The sequence below is a fragment of the Streptoalloteichus tenebrarius genome, from assembly GCF_024171885.1.
Lineage (GTDB): Bacteria > Actinomycetota > Actinomycetes > Mycobacteriales > Pseudonocardiaceae > Streptoalloteichus > Streptoalloteichus tenebrarius.
On sequence record NZ_JAMTCP010000005.1, the window covers coordinates 123,514 to 147,031 of the forward strand.

Genomic DNA, 23,518 nt, shown 5'->3' on the forward strand with positions numbered 1-23,518 from the left:
TGCGTGGGCATGAGTTGGCCGGCGATCAGGGGTGGGTGATCGGGCGGGTGTTGCGAGGCATCGGCGTGATCGACGGGATGTTGTTCAGCACCAAAACCCTGCACCGCTGCGGTGGCGCGGTTGCGGGTGATCGCCGAGCTGATCAGCGAACGTGACTGGGAGGTCTGGGTGGGCTCCGGCGTCGTGCGTGCCCACCGGCACGCCACCGGGGCGAACCAGTTGGTCATGATGTGGGCCGCTCCGTTCTCGTCGCCGTCCCGACCTGACCTTCGAGGGCAGACCCGATGGGTTGTCCTCAAGGTTGGTGTGGTTGATCTCGATCCCCGGGTGTCGTACGCGCGCACGTTGGCCGGCGGGCAGGGGTGGGTGATCGAGCGGGTGTTGCCTGCCTCGGGCAGGAAGGGACGCCCACCGGGGGGAGGAGCCATCCGCGTGATCAACGGGTTGCTGTTCAAGGCGAAGACGGGTGTGGCATGGCGTGACCCGCCGGCACGGTATGGGCCGTGGAGGACGGTGTCGACAACCGGTTCTGGCGGTGGTCGCCCACCGCGACCCTGACCGCTGCGGTGGTGCGGGTGCGGGTGATCGCTGGGGTGATCAGCGAACTCGACTGGGAGGTCTCGGTCGACTTCAGCAGCGTGCGCGCCCACCAGCACACCACCGGGGCGAATCAGTTGGTCATGCTGTGGGCCGCTCCGTTCTCGTCGCCGTCCCGACCTGACCTTCGAGGGCAGACCCTACGGCTTGTCCTCAAGGATGGCCGATCGTTTGATCCTGGGGCGTCGCGCGCGGGCATGAGTTGGCCGGCGGGCAGGGGTGGGTGATCGATCTGCTGTTGCGAGGTATCCGTGTGATCGACGGGATGCTGTTCAGCGCCAGAACTCCGACTACTGCGGTGGTGTGGGGTGCGGGTGATCGCTGGGGTGATCAGCGAACGTGTCTGGGAGGTGGCGGTCGACTCCAGCAGCGTGCGCGCCCACCGGGGAGAATCAGTTGGTCATGCTGTGGGTCGCTCCGTTCTCGTTGCCGTCTCGACGTGGCTTTGAGGGCAGGCTTGAGGACGTGTCCTCACAGTCGGTGTGGCTGATCTCGACCCCTGGGTGATCGATCTGCTGTTGCGAGGCATCCGCGTGATCAAGGGGACGCTGTTCAGCGCCGGAACCCTGCACCGCTGCGGTGGTGTGGGGTGCAGGTGATCGTCGGGGAGATCAGCGAATGCCACTGGGAGGTCTGGGTCGGCTCCAGCAGCGTGGGCGCCCACCGGCGCACCACCGCGGCGAACCGGTTGGTCATGTTGTGGGCCGCTTCGTCCTCGTCGTCCTCCCGACGTGGCCTTCCGAGGGCAGACCCGATGGGTTGTCCTCAAGGTTGGTGAGGCTGATCTTGAATCCGGGATGTCGTGCGCGGGCATGAGTTGGCCGGCGAGCAGGGGTGGGTGATCGATCCGCTGTTACGAGGCATCCGCGTGATCAAGGGGACGCTGTTCAGCGCCGGGACCCTGCACCGCTGCGGTGGCGCGGGTGATCGCTGGGGTGATCAGCGAACGTGATTGGGAGGTCTGGGTGGGCTCCGGCAGCGTGCGCGCCCACCGGCACACCACAGGCGCGAATCGGTTGGTTATGCCGTCGGTCGCCCCGTTCTCGTTGCCGTCTCGACCTGGCTTTGAGGGCAGACCCGATGGGTTGTCCCTCAAGGTTGGTGTGGCTGATCTCGACCCCCGGGGCGCGGCACGCGGGCATGAGTTGACCGGCGGGCAGGGACAGGCGATCGAGCTGCTGTTGCGAGGCATCGGCGTGATCAAGGGGATGCTGTTCAGCGCCGGGACCCTGCACCGCTGCGGTGGCGCGGGTGCGGGTGATCGCCGAGGCGATCAATGGACCTCAACTGGAAGGTCTGGGTCGGCTCCAGCAGCGTGCGTGCCCACCGGCACACCACAGGCGCGAATCGGTTGGTTATGCCGTCGGTCGCTCCGTTCTCGTAGCCGTCCCGAGCTGGCTTTGAGGGCAGGCTTGAGGACGTGTCCTCACAGTTGGTGTGGCTGATCTCGATCCCTGGGTGATCGATCTGCTGTTGCGAGGCATCGGCGTGATCAAGGGGATGCTGTTCAGCTCCGGGGCCCTGACCGCTGCGGTGGTGTGGGTGCGGGTGATCGCCGAGGCGATCAATGGACCTCAACTGGAAGGTCTGGGTCGGCTCCAGCAGCGTGCGTGCCCACCGGCACACCACAGGCGCGAATCGGTTGGTTATGCCGTCGGTCGCTCCGTTCTCGTAGCCGTCCCGAGCTGGCTTTGAGGGCAGGCTTGAGGACGTGTCCTCACAGTTGGTGTGGCTGATCTCGATCCCTGGGTGATCGATCTGCTGTTGCGAGGCATCGGCGTGATCAAGGGGATGCTGTTCAGCTCCGGGGCCCTGACCGCTGCGGTGGTGTGGGTGCGGGTGATCGTCGGGGAGATCAGCGAATGCCACTGGGAGGTCTGGGTCGGCTCTGGCGCCGTGCGTGCCCACCGGCGCACCACCGGGGCGAACCGGTTGGTCATGTTGTCGGCCGCTCCGTTCTCGTCGCCGTCCCGAGCTGGCTTTGAGGGCAGGCTTGAGGACGTGTCCTCACAGTTGGTGAGGTCGGTCTTGATTCCGGGGTGTCGTGCGTCGGCATGAGTTTGACGGGCGAGCAGGGGTGGGCGATCGAGCCGTTGTTGCGAGGTATCCGCGTGATCGACGGGATGCTGTTCAGCGCCGGGACCCTGACCGCTGCGGTGGCGCGAATCGGTTGGTCATGTCGTCGGCTGGTTCTGCGGTGGACCCACCAGGAAGATTCACCTGGCCTGCGATGGGCACGGCCGACCGATGATCCGTCCAACCGGGAGATCGCGGACAAGGGTTGGTCCAGCCATGTGGTCCGGACTCAACCGCGCGGACGGGATGTTCTGGCCGTCATCCCCGAACGCCGGGACCAGCGAGCCGCCTGACTGCGTCGCGGCCGGACAGATGGTCGTTCCCCGGCTTGCGGCCCGCTCTCTATCGGTGTCGCCACGTGGTTGAGCGTTGCTTCAACCGGGTTCAAGCAGTTCCGGACCCTCACGACCTGGCCTTGAGGGCGGGCCCTAACGGCGTGGCAGGACGCTCTGAACCATCACGTGGAGCCGGGCGCGCAGGCGGGCCGGGTCGGCGGGGCCGACCGTGATCCACTCCGATCCGTCGGGGCCGGGGTCGCCGTGCAGCGCGTACCGCCCGGGAGGATCGACGTCGAACCAGCTCAGCACGGCGGAACGGTGCCGGCGGCCGAGCGGGTCCACCGCGTTGGCCGCGATCTGCCCGCCCCGCGTCCTCGGCTGGTTCATGATCTCGTCGTAGGCCCTGCGCTCGCGCGCGGCCGTGTCGACGTGGTGCACGGCGGACAGCACGCCGCCGAACTCGTCGTCGTCGGCGCGGCGGCGCTGGTCGGAGGGGGCCAGCGCCGCCGCCGGCAGGCTCACGGCCCGGCGCGGCCCCGGCGGCGCCGCCGGCAGGCGCTCGACCACCGCCGTGGCCGCGTCGACCGAGGGGACGTGCTCGACGTGCAGGTCGCCGCCGTGGTGCTCGGACTCGCCGGGGACCTGCACCGCGACCAGCGCGCCGTCCCTCCCGTGCACCGCGATCATCCGGAACGGCGAGACCGCGGTGGGCTCGGGCAGCCACACCGCGTCCAACCAGAGGGTGGGACGGGCGAGGGCGCGCAGCGCGTCCTCCAGGTCCGGGTCGAGCTGGTCGCCCCGGAGCAGCCCGGTCGAGCGCAGCTCGGCCGCCACGCGCCGGCGGATCTCCGCCCGCTCCTCCACGGTGTCGCCGTGCGACCGGACCTCCAGCGGGAACGGGTAGCCGTCGAGATCCAGCGACTCCCACACCTGGTCCAGTTGCCTCGGGGTGAGCCGCCACGACGGGGCCATGGGATCTCCTCGTTCGCTTCTCGTGCCCTCGCGCGGGCACGGCGGCCGTCACCGGCCGCCGCCCCGCGCGTCGACGTGTCCCGTCACTCCCCGATGACCGGGGGAGCGACCTTGTCGATGCCGTAGATGTCGTCGGTCTCGACCAGGTAGCTCGGGCGCTGGTGCTCCTTGTCCTCGGCGCCGCCCCGTCCCGCGCCGGGGGCCATTCCCGCCGCGCCCATTCCCGCCGCACCAGGGCGGCCACCCGCCCCCGCTCCCGCGCCGCCCGGCCCGGTGGGGCCGAAACCACCGGGGCCGCCGCGCTGGCCGCCGAGCGCGCCGCTCTGGCCACCCGGTCCGGGACCGCTGCCCTTCGGGCCGGAACCGCCGGCGCCGGGGCCGCCACCGCTCACGCCACCGGGGCCGCCGGGTCGGAATCCGCCCGCGCCGCCACCGGGAAGTCCTCCACCGAAGCCACCGCCAGGGAAGCCGCCGGCGAAGCCCTCGCCGCCCCCGCCGCCGCCCTGGGGGCCGAAGTCGCCGTACCGGCCCGGGGTTGGCGTGGGCGTCGGGGTCACCGTCCTCGACGGGTCGACCACGGCCGGGTCGGGTTGGTACGGCCCCGGCCGGCGCGGGTCCGGCTGGAAGGGATCGGGTCGGTACGGGTCGGGGTGCTGCGGGGGCGGCGGCGTCACCGGGGGCGGTGTCACCGGCGGCGGGTCCACCCGAGGCGGAGGCGTCTGCCTCCGGTCGTCGCCGTCCTTGTCGGGCGAGGGCCGGTGCACCGGCCGCTCCACGCGGGGCGGTGGCGGAGGCGGTGGGGGAGGCGGCGGTGGCGGAGGCGGGGGAGGTGGTGGTGGCGGTTTCGGCTTCGACGGGTCCTCGGGCGGGCTGAACGCCGGCACCGTCGTGTCGACCTGCTGGTACACCTGGCTGTAGACCGCGTTCATCACGGCCACCGCCTGCTGCTTGGCCTCCTCCCGCTCCCGGGCCTGGGCGAAGGCGTCCATCACGCCGCCGACGGGGTTGAGCCCCGACGTCAGCAGGGTGCGCCCCCAGTTGTGCTCCTTGGGCGGCGGCACCGTGTTCTTGGTCTGCTCGGCGGCTGATCCGGCCTCGCGCAGCTTGTTGCCGGTGAGCTGGGTGGCGGCGGCCATCTGGTCGCCCCAGCGCGCCATCGGCTCGCCCGCGGCGACCGCCGCCTGCGCGGCGTCCCCCTCCCAGTGGTCGTTGATGGCGTTGGGCAGCGCCGTGCGGAAGTCGCCGGCGGCCTCGGTCAGCTTCGTCCCGATCTTCTCCCACGCCGCGGCGATCTCGTTCATCTCGCCGGGCTTCAGGGAGTTCTGGGTCATGTCGTAGATGCGCTGGTGCTCCCAGGACGCCCAGTTGTCGCGCGCGTTGATCGCCGGCGGGTCGTAGCCGCTGACATCGTCCTCGTACCGGCGGTTCTCCCGGTGCAGCCGGTCGCGCTGCTCGTCACCCCGCTCCCGCGCGTCCCTGGCGCGCCGCTCCTCGTCCCGGGAGGGACGGCCCGTCAGCCACCGGCCCGCGTCGTCGAGGCCTCCCCCGACCGAATCCCAGAAGCCCATCGCCTCTCACACCCCTACCGTCCGGGCAGCGTCGGCTCGCTCCGCGTCGTGATCCCGATGGCGGCGTCCCCGTGTCCCGCGTCAGCAGGCGCGGGCGTTCCCCCGGGGTCGCGGTCCGACGAGGTCGCCATCGCCCCTCCTGCGAGGTCACGGCTCGGACAAACGACGTTAGCAGCGCGAAACCACCCAGAGGGATGTTTCCGGCTAGTTCCGTGGAGGGGGTACGCGGTTCGTCGACCGCCCCTGATCACCGGCAACGCCCCGCGTTCCCCTGTCGTGTGGGGAGCGGGGGAGCGGGTTCGCCCGGATGGCCGCTGCCCCCGACGTCCTGTTGGTCCGATCGTGGAAAGGATTCCTCCCGACGGCGACGGAGGAACGGTCGGAACGTGACGGGGTGTGGGAGCCGGGATGACCTGGTGGCTGTGGCGGTGGTGGGTTCGTGAGCGCTGCCGACGGGTGATGGCACGCCGGGGGCGGTTGCGGGTGGAGCTGGACGGCAGGCGGCGCATCGTCGTGGTCACGCCTCGGGGCGAGCGCGTCCTGCTGGAGCCGTTGCAGGCGGGAGCGCTCAGGGCGGAGTTGCGGGCCGCCGTCCGCGCCCGCGCGCGGATGGACCCGTAGGCGCGCCGTCCCTCTCGCGTCCGGGCGGCGGTCGCGCCGAACGGACTCGGCTCAGGGGACGCCGGCGTCACCGCGACCGCACGCGACGCCGTCGCGGTTGGTGTCGAGCTGGTGGCGATCCCTGCCCCGGACGGCGAGCGGCCCGAAACCGTGCTCCCGCAACCAGGCGCAGGCTTCGCCGGTCCCCGGAGGGAACCGCCACGGCACGCACTGGGAAGGCTCGCCGTAGGCGTGGTCGCAGCCGTCGGCTCCCTCGGGAACGTCCGCCGGGGCCGGCTCAGGGGCTGCCGGGGGAGGACCGGACGCGCCGGTGCGGGGCGGGGAGCCAGAGACGGTGTCCCAGTTCCCCGTGCTGGCGCGGATGTCCGCTCCTGTCGAGGTGTCCGGGACGGCGGACGGAGACGTCGTGGAGCCGGTGAACGGCAGGACGTGCGGGGCCGCGGCGGCCGTGCGGGGAGGCGGGGTGGTCGAGCCGTTCTCCGGGTACAGGGTTCGCGCCGCCACACCGGCCACCGCCAGCAGGGCGACGACACCGCAGCACACGAGACCGGCGAGCCGCAGTCGATGCCGGCTCATCCGAGCCGCGCCCGTCGCGTGAGCGGCGACCCCGAGGAAGAGAACGTTGAGGGGGCCGCGCCATGCCCGACGGGCGCGGAGTCCACTATGGACCGAAGTGCGCCGCGGTAGGGCCGATTCCCGTGTCGTAGCGCGGTGATCACGTCGTCTCTCCCGTCCGGTCCTGGTGCTTCTCGTGTGCGCGAGGTTCCACGCCCGCGGCTCGCGGGAGCGGTCGCCGTGGGGAAGCGCTTTCCCCGTGGTGCGGGGAAGGACCCGGGCCGTCGAGGAGGCGCGAGATCGCAGGCCTCGCGCCCACACATGGCTGGGCGACCAGCCACGGACCACCACCCTCGTGAGGCGAACACCCCCGTCGCGTCGCAGTGGGGCGATCTTGGGATCGTGTCGCCCCGACGACCCGTTACCGGGGAACCCCCGCTGTCCACGGTGGTCGCACCGACGTCTTTCGGCCTTCCCCCAACGAGATCTCGCTCGGTGGCCGGCGGGATTGGGCCGACCGGGGGATGTGCCCGGGCCGGTGTGGTGAATACTGCTGGCTGGGCCCGTGTGGGTTCGGAGTGGACACGTGGTGGCCGTTCGCGTCCGTCCCGGATCTCCGCGTCCGTCCGGCTGCACTTCGCCCGGCAGCGGTGTCCTCCCTGTCCACGACCTGTCGAACACGCGGACACGTCCGCGTCGGTCGTCGTCGGGCGCCGCGGCGATGTGGGACCGTTCTCATAGGTCCCAGCCCTGTCCCAGCGTTCGCCCGGGAGGCAGCGATGGCCGACGCGCCCGTCACCGGACTGCCCGACCTGACCGGCACGGTCACCCTCGTGACCGGGGCCGGCGGCAACATCGGAGCGGGGATCGCCCGGCGCTTCGCGGCGGCCGGGTCCGCCGTGGTCGCCCACTACTGGTCCAGCGCCGACCGCGCCCGGCGGCTCGCCACCGGCATCCGCGCCGAGGGCGGCAGGGCGTCGTGGGAACAGGCGGACCTGCGGGACCCGGTGGCCGTGGACCGGCTGCTGGAGGCCGTGGTGGGCACGTTCGGGCGGATCGACGTGCTCGTGAACAACGCGGGTGTGCAGCCGGTGGAACCCCTGCCCGAGATGGACTTCGACCGGTGGCGCGAGGTGGTGGCCGCCAACGCGCACAGCACGTTCCTCGCCACCAGGGCGGCCGCCCGGCACATGATCGAGCAGGGCGACGGCGGCTCGGTCATCTCCATCGCCTCGATCGAGGCCGTCCACCCCGCCGTGGGGCACGCGCACTACAGCGCGGCCAAGGCCGCGGTGCGGATACACGCCCGCGCCGCCGCCGTGGAGTACGGGCCGCACGGCATCAGGGTGAACAGCGTCTCCCCCGGCCTGGTGACCAGGGAGGGGATCGAGCGGGACTGGCCGGAGGGAGTCCGGCGGTGGCGGGCGTCGGCCCCGCTGACCCGACTGGGCACGCCCGAGGACGTCGGGAACGCCTGCGTCTTCCTCGCCTCGCCGCTGGCCTCCTGGATCACCGGGCACGACCTCGTCGTCGACGGCGGGGTCTCGGCGGGGTCGGCGTGGTGAGCGGGACGCACCAGGAGGCCGCGCGGATCGTGGAGCTGCTCGGCCTGCGCCCGCTCCCGGTCGAGGGCGGGCACTGGGCCCAGACCTGGCGCGACGACCACGGCTCGGCCATCTACTACCTGCTGGCGGCGCCGGAGTTCTCCGCGCTCCACCGGCTGGCCCACCCGGAGGTCTTCGCCTACCACGCCGGCGCGCCCGCCCGCATGTTCCTGGTGGGCCCGGACCGCCGGGTCGAGGAGCCGGTGCTCGGACCCGACCTGGCCGCCGGCCAGCGCCCCCAGGTCGTCGTGCCCGCCGGGGCCTGGCAGGCGACCGAGACGCTGGGCGCGTGGACCCTGCTGGGCACGTTCATGGCGCCGCCCTACACCGACGACGCCGTGGAGTTCGCCGGGGCGGCCGACCTGGCCGACCTGGCCGCGCGGCACCCGGCGCACGCGGAGCGCATCCGCCGGCTCAGCCGGTCCTGATCCCCCGAGGCCCCTCGTCCGTCCACTGAGGACGACGGGTGCCCCGGACACGAGGAAGGGGCGATCCGGCGGAACCGGATCGCCCCTTGTGCCCCGGGTGGACGTCGTCGGTGCGTCACCGTCGCGCGGTGGGAGGCACCTCAGGACGTCGCCAGGTCCTCGGCCGTCACTCGTCGCGGAACTTGTTGCCGGAGCCGGCGGCGGTGGCGCTGTCCACCTCGGACTCGCCGGTGTCACCGGTGTCACCGGACTCGGCGTTGCCGGAGCCGGCGGTGCCGATGGCGGTGGTGTCCTCGCTGGCGATCGCGATGGCGTCCACGTCGCCGTAGTTGTTGCCACCGGTGGAGATGGCGTCACCGGAGTCGCCGGAGTCGCCGCTCGCGGAGAGGTTGGCGCTGACGGCGTCGTCGTCACCGTAGCTGCCGTAGCTGTGGTGACCGTACCCCTTGTGGTGGTGGCCGTAGCCGTGGTGGTGGCCGTACCCCTTGTGGTGCCCGTAACCCTTGTGGTGGCCGTAGCCGTGGTGACCGTAGCCCTTGTGGTGGCCGTAGCCGTAGCCGTGGTGGCCGTAGCCGTGGTGACCGTAGCCCTTGCCGTGCCCACTCGCGGTGGCGCTGTCGATGTCGACGTCGCCGGAGTCACCGGTGTCGCCGCTCGCGGCGTTGCCGGAGGCGACGGCGCCACTGCAGAAGGTCGTCGAGCTGGCGATCGCGATGCAGTGCACGTCGCCGTAGTTGTTGCCGCCAGCGGCGATCACGTCGCCGGAGTCGCCGGTGTCACCGGAGATCCCGACGTTGCCGCTGGTGGCGTCGGAGTCGTGGCCGTAGCCGTGGTGGTGCCCGTAACCCTTGTGGTGGCCGTAGCCGTGGTGACCGTAGCCCTTGTGGTGGCCGTGGCCGTAGCCGTGGTGGCCGTAGCCGTGGCCCTTGTGGCCGTAGGTCCGGTCGCCGTAGCCCTTGTGACCGAACCGCTTGTGGCCGTAGCCGGCGGCGGTGGCGCTGTCGATGTCGACGTCGCCGGAGTCACCGGTGACACCGGTGGCCGCGTTGCCGGAGGCCAGGGCGCCCACGCAGGTGGTGTCCTCGCTGGCGATGGCGATGCAGTGCACGTCGCCGAAGTTGTTGCCACCGGTCGAGATGGCGTCGCCGGAGTCGCCGGAGTCACCCGAGACGCCGACGTTGCCGCTGGTGGCGTCGCTGTCGTAGTAGTCGTAGTGCTCGGAGTACGGGCCGTAACCGTGGTGGTGGTGGTACGGGCGGTGGCCCTTGTGGTGGTGGCCGTAGCCCTTGTGGTGCCCGTAGCCCTTGTGGTGCCCGTAACCCTTGTGGTGGTGGCCGTAGCCGTGGTGGTGGCCGTACCCGTCACGGTCGGAGATCTTCTCGGCCTCACCCTTGTCACCCTTGTGGCCCTTGAACCACTTGTGGAACCAGTGGCCCGTGGTGGTGACGCTGTCGACGTCGACGTCACCGGAGTCGCCGGAGTCGCCGGTCTCGACGTTGCCGGAGCCCACCGTGCCCAGGCAGGTGGTGCCGTCCTCGTCGCCGGCCACGGTGATGCAGTCGACGTCGTTGTAGTTGTTGCCACCACTGGTCAGCGCGTCGCCGGTGTCGCCGGTGTCGCCGGTGGCGGCGACGTTCCAGCTCGCGGCCTCCTCGCTGAAGTAGTCGTAGTAGCCGTGGTGGCCGTAGTGGTGGTACGGGCGGTGGCCCTTGTGGTGGTGGCCGTGCCCCTTGTGGTGGTGACCCTTGTGATGGCCCTTGTGGTGGTGGCCCTTGTGCCCGTGGCCGCTGCGGCCGTGGGCCTGGCTGTTGATGCCGGCGTCACCGGAGTCCCCGCTGTCGCCACTGTTGACGTTGCCGGACTCCTGGGCGCCGCCGCCGCAGAGCTTGCCGGTGTCGTCGCCCACCAGGATCTTGCAGACGTTCTTCCAGCTATTGCCGCCGAAGGTCAGCGCGTCACCGGTGTCACCGGAGACACCGGTGTCCGCGAAGTTGCCCAAGGTCGCGTCCCCGCCGGCGTGCCCCGCCTGCAACTGGAACGGCAGCCACTGGAGGGAGCTGTGGGCCCTGGCCCCGTCCTCCAGTGGTTCGGCCGCTTGCGCGGGGCCCGCGGACAGCAGGCTGGGGAGCCAGAGACTGCCCGCGATCGAGGCTACGGCCAAGCCTCGGCGAATCTGTTTCGACATCGCACTTCCTTTCCTTGTCCCCGGGTTCTGCGGACCCGGCGGGCCTTGCTGGCGGCTGCCGCGGTCGGGGCGCGGAATCAGGGACACCGCCCGGGATCTCCGTGCCGACGCGCTGCCGACTCGGTCGTCCGTGCGACGGGCCTCGGGAGGGCCCGGTGGTTCGGCAGGTCTGTGGTCCTGCGGACTGGTGGAGTTGTCGTCGCGTTGTCGTTGATCTCCAGCCGATGCTGTTGATCAGTTTTCGGAGGCGGACCGTTGTTCCGCCAATACTGCTTACCAAGTTCGGCAGCGGCGAACAGGACGAGATCCGAAGAAACGCCTGTACTGGTTACGGGGGTGTGGCCAAACCCGGCGCCCCGTCCTTTTCCAAATGCGGACCCGATTTTTCACTCACCCGGATGGCGGCGCCCGGACCTGGCGAGGCGAGTGAACGCGATCAGTAGCCGGGCTGCGCGGGTGAGGGACAGGGGCGCGGGAGGACGGGCCGGGGGCCGTCGTCCGCCGACCGCGCTTCGTGACCATGAAGTTGATCAGTTGGTCACGGTGCGCGAGGAGAGTGGCGGCCGATCGTCCACCCGATCAGCGGGGGTGGGGCGGTGGGACGGGCGGCGACGGACACGATGCGCTGCCGTCGGCCCGTTCCGCCTCACCCCTGGTACGTCGGAAGCCTCCGTTCGGACGGCGTGTCGGCCGTCGAACACCCACCGGACGGCGGGGCCGCGACCAGCTCGGTCGGCGGCGCGACCGCCTGTTCCGGCAGGCCGGGCAGGTCCGGCGGACCCGACAGGTCCGACAGGTCCGGCAGGCCGAGGGTCGCGGCGAGGCGGCGGAGCCGGTCGCCGTCCGGGCCGTCCTGGCCTCCGGGGCCGGCGGGGCCGCCGGCGCGCGCGATCTCCTCCTCCAGGACCGCCCGGTGCACCCGGACGAGGTCGGCCCGGGACATCCCCGCCCGCCCGGCCTGGCGGGCGAGCAGCTTGGCCTTCGGCCCCGTGATGCGCCCCTGCGCCAGCACCGAGGTCAGCAACGCGCGGTAGGCGGCGACCCCCTCGGGCTGGGGTGGGTGCAGGCCACGCGCCGGCAGGCGGTCCATCAGGCAGGCCATCCAGCCGCGTCGGCCGGCCCGCAGCGCCGCGGCCCTCGGCAGGGACCGGCCGGACGAGGGCACCACCGGCAGCCGGTGGTGGCGCGGCCGGGACGCCAGGCGCAGCTCGTGCGGCGGGGCCAGCAGGGCCAGCAGGAGCTGGCCGCAGGCCCTGGCGTCGTCGAGGGCGGCGTGGATCGCCACGGCGGGCAGCCCGAACGCCTCGACCAGGGCGCCGAGCTGGCAACTGCCCGCCCCCAGGTGCGTCCGCGCGGCGCGGAGCGTGCACAGGCCGGGCAGCGGGGGCGCGGTGAGGCCGAGCAGCTCCAGCTCGTGCGCGAGGAACCGCTCCTCGAAGGCCAGGTTGTGCGCGACCAGGACGCTGCCCTCGCACAGCGACAACAGGTCCCCGATCACCTCGGCCATGGTGGGCGCGCCGTCGAGGTGCTCGCGGGTGATCCGGTGCACCCAGGTCGCGCCGGGGGCGACGCCGGGGCCTGGATCGACCAAAGTGGACATCTCAGCCAGCACCGTGCCGTCGCCCCGCATGCGCACCGCGCCCACCTCGATCACCCGGCCCGGCGGGGCCAGGCTGGTCGTCTCGAAGTCGACCGCCGTGAACTCCAGGTCACGGGCCGGGACCTCGCCGTCCCTGGCGAGGGCGAGATCGTGGACCAGCGCGCGCACCTCTCGACGGTAGGACGCCACACCCCCGCGAACGGCGGCCCGACGGGCGGGACGTGGCGATGATCACCCGATCAGCCCAGGGAACACGGCCCGAGGGGCGCGGCCCGCCGTGCGGCGGCGCGTGATCCGCGCGCGGTTCTGTCGGTTTTCTTTCCGGGGAACGCGTCGCGGCGCGGGCGCGGTGCGACCATGGGGCGGTCGATCACCGGAAATGATCAGCGATCACCGTACCAGACCACGGGAAAACGCGGTCGCGACAGACGTGATCGTGTTCGCCGCATTCGACGGAATTCCCCCGCTTCGCCGTTCCGTGAAACGGCGGCGGTCTCGCGTCGGTGGTTCGCGGCGTCCCGCGACCCCGCGTGACGCCGGATTCGGCGGCCCACCGCCGTCCGCGTTCCCGCCCGTGGCTTTTCTGTCCTTTGTGGAGGGACGAGCATGACCGACGAGGCGACTCCCGCGCCCCCGGCGACCCCGGCGTCCGACGAGACCCGGCTGCTGAACGAGATCGGCAGGATGGCGAGCCTCATGGCGCCGTGGGCCATCCGGGTCGCCGCCACGCTGCGCCTGCCCGACCTGGTGGCCCGGGGCGTGACCGGGGCGGACGAGCTGGCCGCCCGCACGGGCAGTGACGCCGACGCGCTGAACCGGCTGCTGCTCTACCTGAGCGCGCTCGACGTCTTCCGCCGGACCGCGCCCCGGAGCTACGAGCTGACCGAACTGGGCGAGCTGCTGCGCGAGGACCATCCGATCGGACTGCGCGCCTTCCTGGACCAGAACGGGTTCGGCGCGCGCCTGGACCAGGTCACGGCGCACCTGGCGACGGCGGTCCGCACCGGGCGCTCGGTCTATCGCGACGTCTTCGGGCGGAGCTTCTGGAAGGACCAGGACGCCTACCAGGACGAGACGTTGTCCTTCAACAAGGTCATGGCCTCGCACACGCGGTGGTTCGGCGCGGACCTGCGCCGCTCCTACGACTGGTCCTCCTTCGGTCACGTGGTGGACGTGGGCGGCGGCACCGGCGCGGGAACCTTCCTGGCCGAGCTGCTGCGCGAGCACCCCACCATGCGCGGAACCCTCGTGGAGGACCCCGAGGAGACGGCGCTGGGCGCGGGGGACGCCCTGGCCGAGGTCGGGGACCGCTGCGTCACCGTCACCCAGAGCCTCTTCGATCCGTTGCCCGAGGGCGCCGACGCGTACGTGCTGACCAACATCCTGCGCAACTGGGACGACGAGAACGCGACCCGCATCCTGCGGCGCTGCGCGGAGGCCGCGGGGCGGGACAGCCGCGTGCTGGTGATCGAACGCATCCTGACCGACGACGACTACCAGCTCCACGTCAGGGACGCGAACCTGCGCATCCTGTTGCTGCTCGGCGGGAAGGAGCGGGAGCTGGACGAGTTCCGCGCGGTCGGCCGGGCCGCGGGGCTGGAGCTGACCGCGACCCGGCCCACCGACTACTCGCACATGTACCTCGTGGAGTACCGGCTCCCCCGGTGATCGCCCTCCGGTGTGGCCGGCGGAGAGGCCCCGTCGCCGCCGGCCACACCGGAGCCGCCGACTCAGGATCGGGGCGGGTCGGCCAGTTCTCCGTCGGTGGTGTCTCCGCCCGTGGCGCGGGTCCTGGTCCGGGCGTCCGGTCCGGTGGCCGGCGTGGCCTCGGGGGTGTCGGACGGGTCCGTCCCGGACCCGGTGGCGGCGGAGGACGCGGGGGAGACGGAGGACGCGGGGGAGGCCGGAGAGGCGGGCGCGGACGGCACGCGGACCAGGGTCGTCGCCACGAACGTCGTGACCGGCAGGATGATCACCGCGAGGTAGGCGAGGTGGAACCCGGAGACCAAGGCCTGCTCCTCGGGCCCGCCGGCCGACTCCATGCCGGCCGTGGCCACGGTGGCGAACACCGCCAGCCCGGTCGCGCCCCCGACCTGCTGGGCGGTGCTCACCAGGCCGGAGGCCAACCCCTGGTCGTCGTCGGCCACGCCCGAGGTCGCCACGATCATCGACGGGGCGAACGACAGCCCGGCCCCCAGGCCGGTCATCAGGATCCCGGGCAGGACGGTGACCAGGTAGCTGCCGTCCACCGTCATCCGGCTCAGCCAGAGCGCGCCGAGGGCGGTGACCACGGCCCCCGCCCGCAGCAGGGTCCTGGCCCCGAACCGGGCGACGAGCGGCGCGGTCCTCCTGCCGACCAGCATGATCAGGATGCTCACCGGGGCGAACGCGATGCCGGCCAGGAACGGCGGCAGCCCCAGCACCTTCTGGAGGTACAGGGTCGCGAGGAACGTGACGACCATCGACGTGCCGGCGTTCACGGCGTTGATCACGTTGCCCGCGACCACGTTGCGGTTGCGGAAGAGCCCGAACCGGACGAGCGGGGCGGGGTGGCCCCGCTCCACCAGGACGAAGGCGGCGAGCAACACGACGGCCCCGGTCGCGGCGGCGACGACGGTCTCGTCGACGCCGTGCCCCGTCACCGAGGTGATGGCGAAGACCAGCAGGAGCAACCCGGCGGTCATCGTCGCCGCCCCCGGCACGTCCAGCCGCTGCCGCTGCGTCGGGGTGTCGGCGGCCAGCAGCCGCAGCACCGACCCGACCGCGAACACGCCCAGCGGCAGGTTGATGAAGAAGATCCACCGCCAGCCCAGCAGACCGGCGACCACGCCGCCGAGGGCGTAGCCGGTGATCGCGCCGCCGGTGGCGATCACCGCCCACAGTCCCATCGCCCGGTTGCGTTCCGGCCCCTCGGCGAAGGAGGTCGTGACGACGGACAACGACGCGGGGATGACGATCGCCGCCCCCACGCCCTGGAGCCCCCTGGCCGCGAAGAGCTGCCAGCCGGCCTGGCTGACGCCGCACAGCAGGGACGCGGCGGTGAACACGGCGAGCCCGACGACGAGCATCCGCCGCCGGCCGAACAGGTCGCCGAACCGGCCGGCGAGCATGAGCAGGCCGCCGAAGGTCAGGGTGTAGGCGGTGGTGACCCACTGGAGCTCGGCCGGCGCCACGCCCAGCTCCCGCTGGATCACGGGGAGCCCGACGGTGACGACGGTGGTGTCCAACGAGATCATGAACTGGGCCGCGCACAGCACGACGAGGATCAGGCGGCCGCGTGCGGACGGTGTCTGGGCGGGCATGCCCGGGTCCTTTCCGACGAGAAGAGAGTGGGTGGAGAGCGGGCGGGGACTGGGCGCGGAGGGCTGGCGAGGCGGAGCGGACGCCGATGCTGGGGACGGGCGCCGAGGACAGCCCACGCCGCGTCACCCGCCCCAGCGGAACCGCGCGGCCGGTCCGGCGCCGGTGCGGGCGTGACGACGACCGCTGGTGACTCGCCCGGCTTTCGCGCGCCCCACATCGACGTCGGTCATGACCGCGTCCGGCGGTTCCGCAGTCGGAAATCCTAGACCTCCTGGCGTCACCGCGGCGCGTTCGGGGGGATTTCCGGGCATGGGTTGGCGACTTTTCCCACGAATAGCCCCAGCGTGGGCCGCGCATTCACTCACAGGAGTGGCGAAGAATGGCAGAGAATGTCAGTGATTCTTCCCCGCGTCTCCGCTCCTCGCTCGCTCCTCGTCCACTCCTCGTCCGCGCCCGGCGGCGCTCAGCGGCGCCCGGCCGCGTTCGTTCGTTCGGGGGGCGCGCGGGCGGGTGGGGCGGGCGTCGCCCGCCCCGGCTCGGGGGCGGCGTCGGCCCGGCCCCTCCGCCCGCCGCCGTCACGTCGTGGTCGTCGGAGCCGCCTCCATCTCGAAGCAGCCGGCGACGGCGAAGCCGAGCTGGCGGTGCGAGTCGACCTCGTTGGACGAGACCCAGTACTCCACGAACCGGCCGTCGGCGTACCGGAGGAACTCCATGCCGGAGAAGGCGATCTCCGTGCCGACCGGGGCGGTCGCCCCCGGGATGCCGCCCGCGTACCTGCCTCGGAACGTCCACCGCGCGGCCACCAGGTCGCCGTCGACCAGCGGCCCGAGGTCGACCGTCATCCTCGGCTCGGTGAACGACACCAGACCCGCGCGCAGCCACTCCGCCAGCTCGTCGGGGCCGTGCACCGACGCCTCCGGCCACCGGCCGACGAAGTCGGCGGAGAAGATCTCCCTGGCGATCACGGCGATGCGGTCGTGGTCGGCGTGCCACAGCTCGTCGATCCACCGCCGGTACAACCGGACAATCGCTTCCCTGTCGTGTGACATGGCGTTCCTTTCCCGTGTTTCGGCGCTGTCGTCCGCCGGTTCTCCTGATATCGCGTCCTCGTGTCGCACTCCGCCGCCGAACATCGGCGGGGAAAGCCTCGGAAAAGAAGGGGGATTGTCCGCTCGATTTCAGTCGCGGGCTGGAGGAACGGTCGGCGCGAACAGACGAAAACAGTTCCGACGTCAGGGCGCCACGCCGGAAGGGTCAAGATCGGTCCGCGCCGTGGTCGGGTCGCGCGGACGCCGGGCCGGGGTGCCCGTTGTCGGTCGCCCCCGGTCGGACGCCGGCAGTGGCATCGGCGCCACCGGCGCCCGTCCTGCCCGGTCTGGCGGTGATGACGCCCATGCCGCTGGGCAGCCGCCGCACCTGCACGTCGACCAGTCCCGCCGCCCTGAGCAGGGAGACGAACTCGCCCCTGGTGCGCTCCCTGCCCCCGTCCCCGCCGAACAGCGACAGCATGTACAGGTCGAGCAACGCGGCATATCGGTAGCCGGGGTCGGACTCGCCGCGCTCCGCCGTGACGAGGTCGATCACGAGCAGCGTCGCGTGGTCCGGCATGGCGGCGACGCACACGCGCAGCAGGCGCAGGGCGTCCGCGTCGCTCCAGTCGTGCAGGACGTGGGAGAGCAGGTAGAGGTTGCCGCCGGTCGGCACCGCCGTGAAGAAGTCGCCGGAGCGGGCGACGCACCGGTCGCCGAGCCCGCGCTCCGCCACCCGGCGGGCGGCGAGCGCTGCCGTGGCCGGCAGGTCGAACACGATCCCGCTGGCCAGCGGGTGGGCGTCGAGCACCCTGGTCAGGAAGGCGCCGTCGCCCCCGCCGACGTCGACGATCAGGCCCCGCTCGGGGAACCACGCGTGGGCGAGGATCTCGTCGATCTCCAGCGCGAGCCCCTCGGCCTGCGAGCTGGCGAAGATCCCCCTGACCTCGGGCCGCTGCTCCAGGTAGTCGAAGAAGCTCGTGCCGAAGGCCTCGCGGAAGGCGGGCCTCCCGGTGCGGACCGCCCTGGTCAGCTCGTTCCACGTCGTGCCGACCACGTCGCCGACGAGCAGGGCGGACGGCCGGGCCGACGCCGGCGCGTCCCAGCGCAGCGTCGCGCCGAGCGGGGTGAGCGCGAAGACGTCGGGCGCGGGTTCGGCGAACACCTCGAACATCACCAACGCGCGCATCAGGCGGCGGAGCGCGGCGGGGTGCGCGCCCGTGCGCGTGGCCAGCTCGTCGGCCGACAGTGGGCCGTGGGCGAGCAGGTCGGGCACGGCGAGCTGGGTGACCGCGCACAGGCAGCGCGACACGAGCTGCGCGAACAGCATCTCCCGCATCCGCGCCGCCAACGCGAGGTCGTCCCGTCGCCGCGCCCGCGGGGTGCGGCTCGTCGTCTGGTCTGTCATCGCGGCTCTCCTGGGAACGTGCGGAACGGGTGCGTTGGCGGGTGGTGGCAGGAGTGGGGTCCGGAGTCGTGAAGGTGGGCGGACAACGCGTCGAAGCGACTGCACGTCCGTTTTTCGGTTGTGTTTCCGAGATTGTGCTGAACGAGTTCCTCGTGGTCTCCGGACGATGGGTGAGTGATTCTGGGTGAAAAGGAGGACCGGGGTGGCGCACGGGCGGAGTCGAGGTGTGCTCGGTGGCTCGCGGGCACCTCGACCGCGCCGATGTCAGTTTTTGTCATGTAATTCTTGGCCGGTTTCCGGCCGGAGGTTGTCCGCGTTGTGGGGGCTTGGCCGCTCGTCGTTCCGGTTCCCGCGCGCCGCGGGGGAGCGCCCTGCGTGAGAGCCATGTTTGAGCTGGTCAAAGCCACATCGATGGGTGTGGTGTCGTCTTGTCGGATGTGTGCTCCCCGCATTCTCCTCGGCGTGAGGGGGTTGCCGCGCCGGGCCTGCGACGGTTGGTGAGGAAAACGCGTGGAGTGTCCGGAGTGGTGGCCTCCGGTGGCTCTCCCCAGTCGGTCAATACCGCCATTCGGGTGAATATGTTTGCCGGATTGCCGTGTGTGGGGCTCGATGAATTCGGGGTGCGCGGCACCCCTATGCTCGACGCGGCCGAAAACCCACGGGGGAACCCCGGGGCGCGGGATGGGGGAGACATGGAGGAGCACATGTCGGGCAGCACGGCGACGGACACCACGACCGAGGCGACGCGCGTGAGCGGCGCGGCCGGCGGCGGGGACGGCCGCGCCGGCGGCACCGGCGGGGACGGCGGGGACGGGTGGATCGAGGTCGTCGGCGCCCGCACCCACAACCTGCGGGACGTGACCGTGCGCATCCCGCGCGGGCGGATCGTGGCGTTCACCGGCGTCAGCGGCAGCGGCAAGACCTCGTTGGCGATCGACACCGTGCACGCCGAGGCCCAGCTCCGGTACCTGGAGGGGCTGTCGCCGTTCGTCCGGCAGTACGTGACGCCCAGGGACCGGCCCCAGGTGGACCGCATCAGCAACCTGGGCGCCACGCTGGCGGTGGACCAGCGCAAGCTGAACCGCAACGCCCGCTCGACCATCGGCACGATGACCGGCATCGACGCCTACCTCGGGCTGATGTACTCGCGGCTGCCGAGGTTCGCCTCCGCGACCGGCCCAGACGGCCCAGATGGCGCGGGCGGCGCCGGCGAGCCGTTGCTGACCAGCATGCACTTCGACCGGCACACCCCGGAGGGCTCCTGCCCCGCCTGCCACGGCTCCGGGGGGACACTGCACGCCGACCCCGACCTCATCATCACCCGGCCCGACCTGCCGCTGTTGGACGGCGCCTCGCCGTGGTACGCGAAGCTGATCTCCCCGGAGCAGGCGGCCGTGCCGTCGGTGGCCGAGCACTACGGCGTCGACCTGAGCGTGCCGTGGCGGGAGCTGCCGGAGCGCTTCCGGGAGGCCATGCTGTACGGCACCGGCGACGAGGAGATCGCGGTCAGCATCCGCATCCCGAACAGGAACACCGCGTCGGAGTGGATCTACAACAACAAGCAGGGGTTCCGGGGCGCGGTGGCCGAGGTGGAACGGCTGTTCGCCGCCGCCACCACCGACACGGCCAAGCAGCGCTACGCGCGGTTCATGCGCCAGGTGACCTGCGAGGAGTGCGGGGGCAGCGGGTTCGGTGAGACGGCCAGGAGCGTCCGGCTCGGCGGGCTGACCTACCTGGAGGTGATCACCCTCCCCGTGAACCAGGTCAGCCGCTGGGTCGACGCGGTCGACCGGGAGCTGACACCGGCGCAGCGGGAGATCGCCGACACGCTGCTGCCGGAGATCGCCTCCCGGCTGCGGCTGCTGAACCTGCTCGGCCTGTCGCACGTCCAGATCAGCAGGAACGCGCCGTCGTTGTCCGGGGGCGAGCTGCAACGCGCGCGGGTCGCCGCCCAGCTCGGCACGGCGTTGACCGGGATCATCTTCGTGCTGGACGAGCCCAGCTCCGGCCTGCACCCCGCGGACAAGGAGCCGCTGTTCGAGATCCTCGCCGGGATCAGGGACGCCGGGAACACCGTCCTGCTGGTCGAGCACGACCCCGAGCTGGTGCGCAGGGCGGACTGGGTGATCGACATCGGCCCCGGGGCCGGGCGGGACGGCGGCCGGCTCGTCGCCTCCGCGCCGCCGGCCGAGGTCGCCGCGCACCCCGAGTCGCTGACCGGCCGGTACCTGGACCACGGCCGGAAGCGGGCCGTGCGCGAGCGCCGCCCGGTCACCCCCGGCTCCGGTCGGTGGATCACGCTGGTCGACGTCGCCACGCACAACGTCCGCCTGGACAGGGTGGCCTTCCCGGTGGACCGGCTGACCTGCATCACCGGCGTCAGCGGCAGCGGCAAGAGCAGCCTGCTGCACCAGGGGCTCGCCGCGGCCGTGCGTGCGGGGCTGGACGGCGGCAGGGCCGAGGCCGTCGGGCGCGTGGAGGGGCTGGGCCATCTCGACTGGGTGACGGTGGTCGACCAGGACCCGATCGGCAGGACCCCGCGTTCCAACCCGGCCACCTACACCAAGGCGTTCGACGCGATCCGCCAGCTCTTCGCCGGCACGGCCGAGGCCAGGGCGCGCGGCCTGACCAGCTCGTCGTTCTCGTTCAACTCCGAGGGCGGCCGGTGCGAGGTCTGCAAGGGCTACGGTCGCCGCCTGGTGGAGATGCACTTCCTGCCCGACGTGTGGGTCACCTGCGACGCCTGCGACGGCCGGCGGTTCAGGGAGGAGGTCCTGGAGGTCACCTACCAGGGCATGGCCGTCGACCAGGTGCTCGACCTGACCGTCGACGAGGCGGCCGAGCGGCTGACGAGCCCGAAGACCCTGGCCACCACCTTGCGGGCGATGCGGCGCGTCGGGCTGGGCTACCTCCAGCTCGGGCAGAGCGCCACCGAGCTGTCCGGCGGCGAGGCCCAGCGGCTCAAGCTGGCCAGCGCCATCATGCGGGGCACCAGGGGCGACAGCCACGGCCTGGTGATCCTGGACGAGCCGGTCACCGGCCTGCACCCGGCCAACGTGCAGTGCATGGTCGACGCGTTCGAGGCGTTGCTGGCCGGGGGCAACACGGTGGTGGTCGCCGAGCACGACCTGCACTTCGCCGGCTGCGCGGACTGGATCCTCGACATGGGCCCCGGCGCCGGGGTGGAGGGCGGTCGCCTGGTGAACCAGGGCGGTGTCCGCGAGGTGGCCGCCGGCGAGGGGCCGACCGCGCGCCACCTGCGCCGCCTGCTGGAGACCGGGCAGGTGTGAGCCCGCGCGCCGCGCCGCCACGACCGGTTCCCGGTGCGGGGCCGTGGCGGCGCGGCGCGGCCGGCCGCGTCTCTCCCCCCGGTTCACGAGTACGTCGTCCGGAGGTATTCGAGCAGTTCGGGGAACTCCGTCCTGTGCTCGAAGTGGCCGCCGCCGAGGATCTCGAACGAGGTGGCGTCGAGCGCGTCGACCACGAACGTGAACTGCTCGCGGGGGATGAACGGGTCGTCGGAGCCCCAGAAGACCGCCGCCGACCCCGCGTTGGCCCGGATCGCCTCCCAGTTCCACGGCTGGTCGAAGTAGCCGCTCGCGCGTTCCAGCTCGTCGTCGAGGCTGGTGTAGGGCGAGACGAGCACGGCGCCGCGCAGCCGGTGCTCCTCCAGGTGGCGCAGGGCGGCCACGGCGCCGGAGGACCAGCCGAGCAGCACGTCGTCCTCGCCGACGGCGAGGTGGTCGCGCAGGAAGGGCAGCCAGTACTCCCGGCGGGCGGCGATCGAGTCGGGGAAGGTCTCGAAGACGGTCTCGAAGCCCAGCGCGGCCAGCTCGTCGCGCAGCCAGGGCGCCCACGCCGTCGACCACCGCATGGTGCGGTTCCCGTGGACGTAGACGACGCGTGGTTTGTCCACAGTGGATCGTGTGGGCGGCGTGGGCACCTCGGTCACCTCCGTCGGGCGTCGCGCCGGGTCGGGAAGGGTGGGAAGGGTCGGGAAGGGTCGGGATCGGCGGGGAGAGCACGGTCAGGCACGATCAGGCACGGTCAGGCGGGGCCAGGAGCGGGGGACAGCACGAACAGCCACTCCAGCGGATGGCCGAACGGCAGCTCCCGCTCGATCACGTAGCCGGTGTCGAGGAACATGTCCCGCTGCTCGGCGTGCGTCCACAGTGGAACGCCGGTGAAGTCGTGGAAGAGCTGGTAGGCCAGCGTGAACAACGGGGAGGGCGCGCCGCCGGGCGCCGTGCCCACCGAGCCCGTGCCCACCGAGCCCGTGCCCGCCGAGCCCGTGCCGACGGAGTCCGCGCCCACGGAGCCGCCGCCGACGGAGTCCGTGCTGACCGAGCCCTCCGCCGGCTCCCGGAAACCGTCGGCGAAGACGAAGTGCCGCGCCTGCGGGAAGGCCGAGCGCAGCGCCGCGAGGAACGGCCGTCCACCCACCCGCTCGCCCACGAAGTGGTGCAGGATGAAGTACGACGTGACCAGGTCGGCGTCGGCGACCTGGGGGAAGGACCTTGGCGAGGCGACCACGTCCCTCATGTCCGCCTGCACGATCGTGATCCGGTCGTCCAGCCCGGCGCTCTTGACGTTCTGCCTGGCGAGCTGGCACGCCTCGCCGCTGACGTCCACGCCGACGCCCACCGCGTCCGGCCGCGCCCCGACGAGGTGGATGAGCCGCGCCGCCGCGCCGCAGCCGATGTCGGCGACCTTGGCGAAGCCGAGGTCCCCGGTGGCCTCGTCGAAGATCGGCCGCTGGAAGCTCCAGTTCTGCGCGCAGCCCAGCGCGGTGTAGTGCCCGTTCTGGAGCACCGACCTGCCGAACTCGTCCGGCCACGTGAGCAACGTGTCCAGATGCCGGAAGACGTCGCCGAACCCGCCCACCGAGGCGGTGAAGTACCCGCGCACGCGGTACGCCTGGTGTCCGGCGGTGGTCAACTCCACCGCGTCGCCCTCCTCGTCGAGGGCCACCAGCCCGAGCCGGTGGGCGGTCCGCAGCAACGCGCGCAGGACGGACGGCTCCGCGTCGCCGACCTCGGCGAGGTCGGCGACGGGGACGGGAGCGGGGCCGGTGACGACCAGGGCGTCCAGCACACCCGTCACCGTGAGCGCGTAGAGGACGTGGCTGCCGATGAACCCGTTGAGCAGCTCGGCCGCCGGCACGTCGACCGGCAGCGGTGTCGGGGGGACGGGGGCGGCGGGGTCGTGGGGTCGTGCCATCGCGCGGAACTCCGATCGGGCGCCCTGGGAGCGGGGGAGGGGGAACGGGTCGATGCGTCGGCCCAGGCCCGTGGT

At 72.2% G+C, this 23,518-nt stretch carries 20 protein-coding genes; 10 read left to right on the plus strand and 10 right to left on the minus strand.

Annotated features, from left to right (window positions below):
- Positions 1-228: 228 nt before the first annotated feature.
- The 5 genes from LX15_RS33485 (at position 229) to LX15_RS07385 (ending at position 2,966) form a co-directional block, all read left to right on the plus strand.
- Positions 229-558, plus strand: coding sequence for a transposase (locus LX15_RS33485; RefSeq protein WP_372502474.1), 330 nt, complete (start codon positions 229-231; stop codon positions 556-558).
- On the plus strand, positions 504-824 hold the full coding sequence (locus LX15_RS07370) for a hypothetical protein (protein WP_253668741.1): 321 nt from the start codon (positions 504-506) through the stop codon (positions 822-824). The genes LX15_RS33485 and LX15_RS07370 overlap by 55 nt, the downstream gene beginning before the upstream one ends.
- A gap of 1,210 nt (positions 825-2,034) precedes the next feature.
- The gene (locus tag LX15_RS07375) at positions 2,035-2,292 is read left to right on the plus strand and encodes a hypothetical protein (RefSeq protein ID WP_253668742.1); all 258 of its coding nucleotides are present in this window, start codon (positions 2,035-2,037) and stop codon (positions 2,290-2,292) included.
- A 33-nt stretch (positions 2,293-2,325) separates the two neighbouring features.
- Entirely contained in the window at positions 2,326-2,655 is a 330-nt protein-coding gene (locus LX15_RS07380) for a hypothetical protein (RefSeq protein ID WP_253668743.1), read from the plus strand.
- A complete protein-coding gene (locus tag LX15_RS07385) occupies positions 2,652-2,966 on the plus strand; it encodes a hypothetical protein (RefSeq protein ID WP_253668744.1) in 315 nt (104 codons plus the stop codon). The genes LX15_RS07380 and LX15_RS07385 overlap by 4 nt, the downstream gene beginning before the upstream one ends.
- Positions 2,967-3,101: 135 nt before the next feature.
- On the opposite strand, the gene LX15_RS07390 is transcribed toward LX15_RS07385, so the two are convergent.
- Together LX15_RS07390 and LX15_RS32295 are read right to left on the minus strand one after the other, a co-directional pair.
- The gene (locus LX15_RS07390; RefSeq protein WP_253668745.1) at positions 3,102-3,923 is read right to left on the minus strand and encodes an ESX secretion-associated protein EspG; all 822 of its coding nucleotides are present in this window, start codon (positions 3,921-3,923) and stop codon (positions 3,102-3,104) included.
- A gap of 83 nt (positions 3,924-4,006) precedes the next feature.
- Positions 4,007-5,491, minus strand: coding sequence for a PPE domain-containing protein (locus tag LX15_RS32295; RefSeq protein ID WP_301304170.1), 1,485 nt, complete (start codon positions 5,489-5,491; stop codon positions 4,007-4,009).
- Between the two features lie 408 nt (positions 5,492-5,899).
- On the opposite strand from LX15_RS32295, the gene LX15_RS07405 reads away from it, so the two are divergent.
- A complete protein-coding gene (locus LX15_RS07405) occupies positions 5,900-6,112 on the plus strand; it encodes a hypothetical protein (protein ID WP_253668746.1) in 213 nt (70 codons plus the stop codon).
- Positions 6,113-6,163: 51 nt separating this feature from the next.
- Here LX15_RS07405 and LX15_RS07410 read toward each other — a convergent pair whose 3' ends face one another.
- Positions 6,164-6,688, minus strand: a complete 525-nt coding sequence (locus LX15_RS07410) for a hypothetical protein (protein ID WP_253668747.1) — start codon at positions 6,686-6,688, stop codon at positions 6,164-6,166.
- Between the two features lie 758 nt (positions 6,689-7,446).
- Between LX15_RS07410 and LX15_RS07415 the strand changes: the two genes are divergently transcribed.
- Together LX15_RS07415 and LX15_RS07420 are read left to right on the plus strand one after the other, a co-directional pair.
- Complete coding sequence (locus LX15_RS07415; RefSeq protein WP_253668748.1) at positions 7,447-8,232, plus strand: SDR family NAD(P)-dependent oxidoreductase; 786 nt, start codon at positions 7,447-7,449, stop codon at positions 8,230-8,232.
- Complete coding sequence (locus LX15_RS07420; RefSeq protein ID WP_253668749.1) at positions 8,229-8,699, plus strand: cupin domain-containing protein; 471 nt, start codon at positions 8,229-8,231, stop codon at positions 8,697-8,699. Before LX15_RS07415 ends, LX15_RS07420 begins: the two co-directional genes overlap by 4 nt.
- Positions 8,700-8,865: 166 nt before the next feature.
- Here LX15_RS07420 and LX15_RS07425 read toward each other — a convergent pair whose 3' ends face one another.
- Complete coding sequence (locus tag LX15_RS07425; protein ID WP_253668750.1) at positions 8,866-10,884, minus strand: hypothetical protein; 2,019 nt, start codon at positions 10,882-10,884, stop codon at positions 8,866-8,868.
- 646 nt (positions 10,885-11,530) lie between these two features.
- Positions 11,531-12,652: a 3'-5' exonuclease gene (locus LX15_RS07430; RefSeq protein WP_253668751.1), complete on the minus strand. Its 1,122-nt coding sequence runs from the start codon at positions 12,650-12,652 to the stop codon at positions 11,531-11,533.
- Between the two features lie 438 nt (positions 12,653-13,090).
- Between LX15_RS07430 and LX15_RS07435 the strand changes: the two genes are divergently transcribed.
- Positions 13,091-14,152, plus strand: coding sequence for a methyltransferase (locus tag LX15_RS07435; RefSeq protein ID WP_253668752.1), 1,062 nt, complete (start codon positions 13,091-13,093; stop codon positions 14,150-14,152).
- 62 nt (positions 14,153-14,214) lie between these two features.
- Here LX15_RS07435 and LX15_RS07440 read toward each other — a convergent pair whose 3' ends face one another.
- The 3 genes from LX15_RS07440 to LX15_RS07450 form a co-directional block, all read right to left on the minus strand.
- Positions 14,215-15,786: an MFS transporter gene (locus tag LX15_RS07440; RefSeq protein WP_253668753.1), complete on the minus strand. Its 1,572-nt coding sequence runs from the start codon at positions 15,784-15,786 to the stop codon at positions 14,215-14,217.
- A gap of 576 nt (positions 15,787-16,362) precedes the next feature.
- Positions 16,363-16,836, minus strand: coding sequence for an ester cyclase (locus LX15_RS07445; RefSeq protein WP_253668754.1), 474 nt, complete (start codon positions 16,834-16,836; stop codon positions 16,363-16,365).
- Positions 16,837-17,041: 205 nt separating this feature from the next.
- On the minus strand, positions 17,042-18,223 hold the full coding sequence (locus LX15_RS07450) for a methyltransferase (protein WP_253668755.1): 1,182 nt from the start codon (positions 18,221-18,223) through the stop codon (positions 17,042-17,044).
- Between the two features lie 692 nt (positions 18,224-18,915).
- On the opposite strand from LX15_RS07450, the gene LX15_RS07455 reads away from it, so the two are divergent.
- Positions 18,916-21,513, plus strand: coding sequence for an excinuclease ABC subunit UvrA (locus LX15_RS07455; RefSeq protein WP_253668756.1), 2,598 nt, complete (start codon positions 18,916-18,918; stop codon positions 21,511-21,513).
- An 83-nt stretch (positions 21,514-21,596) separates the two neighbouring features.
- Here the strand turns inward: LX15_RS07455 and LX15_RS07460 are convergent, their stop codons facing one another.
- A complete protein-coding gene (locus tag LX15_RS07460) occupies positions 21,597-22,166 on the minus strand; it encodes an alpha/beta hydrolase (RefSeq protein WP_253668757.1) in 570 nt (189 codons plus the stop codon).
- A gap of 104 nt (positions 22,167-22,270) precedes the next feature.
- Entirely contained in the window at positions 22,271-23,443 is a 1,173-nt protein-coding gene (locus LX15_RS07465; protein ID WP_253668758.1) for an SAM-dependent methyltransferase, read from the minus strand.
- Between the last annotated feature and the right edge of the window lie 75 nt (positions 23,444-23,518).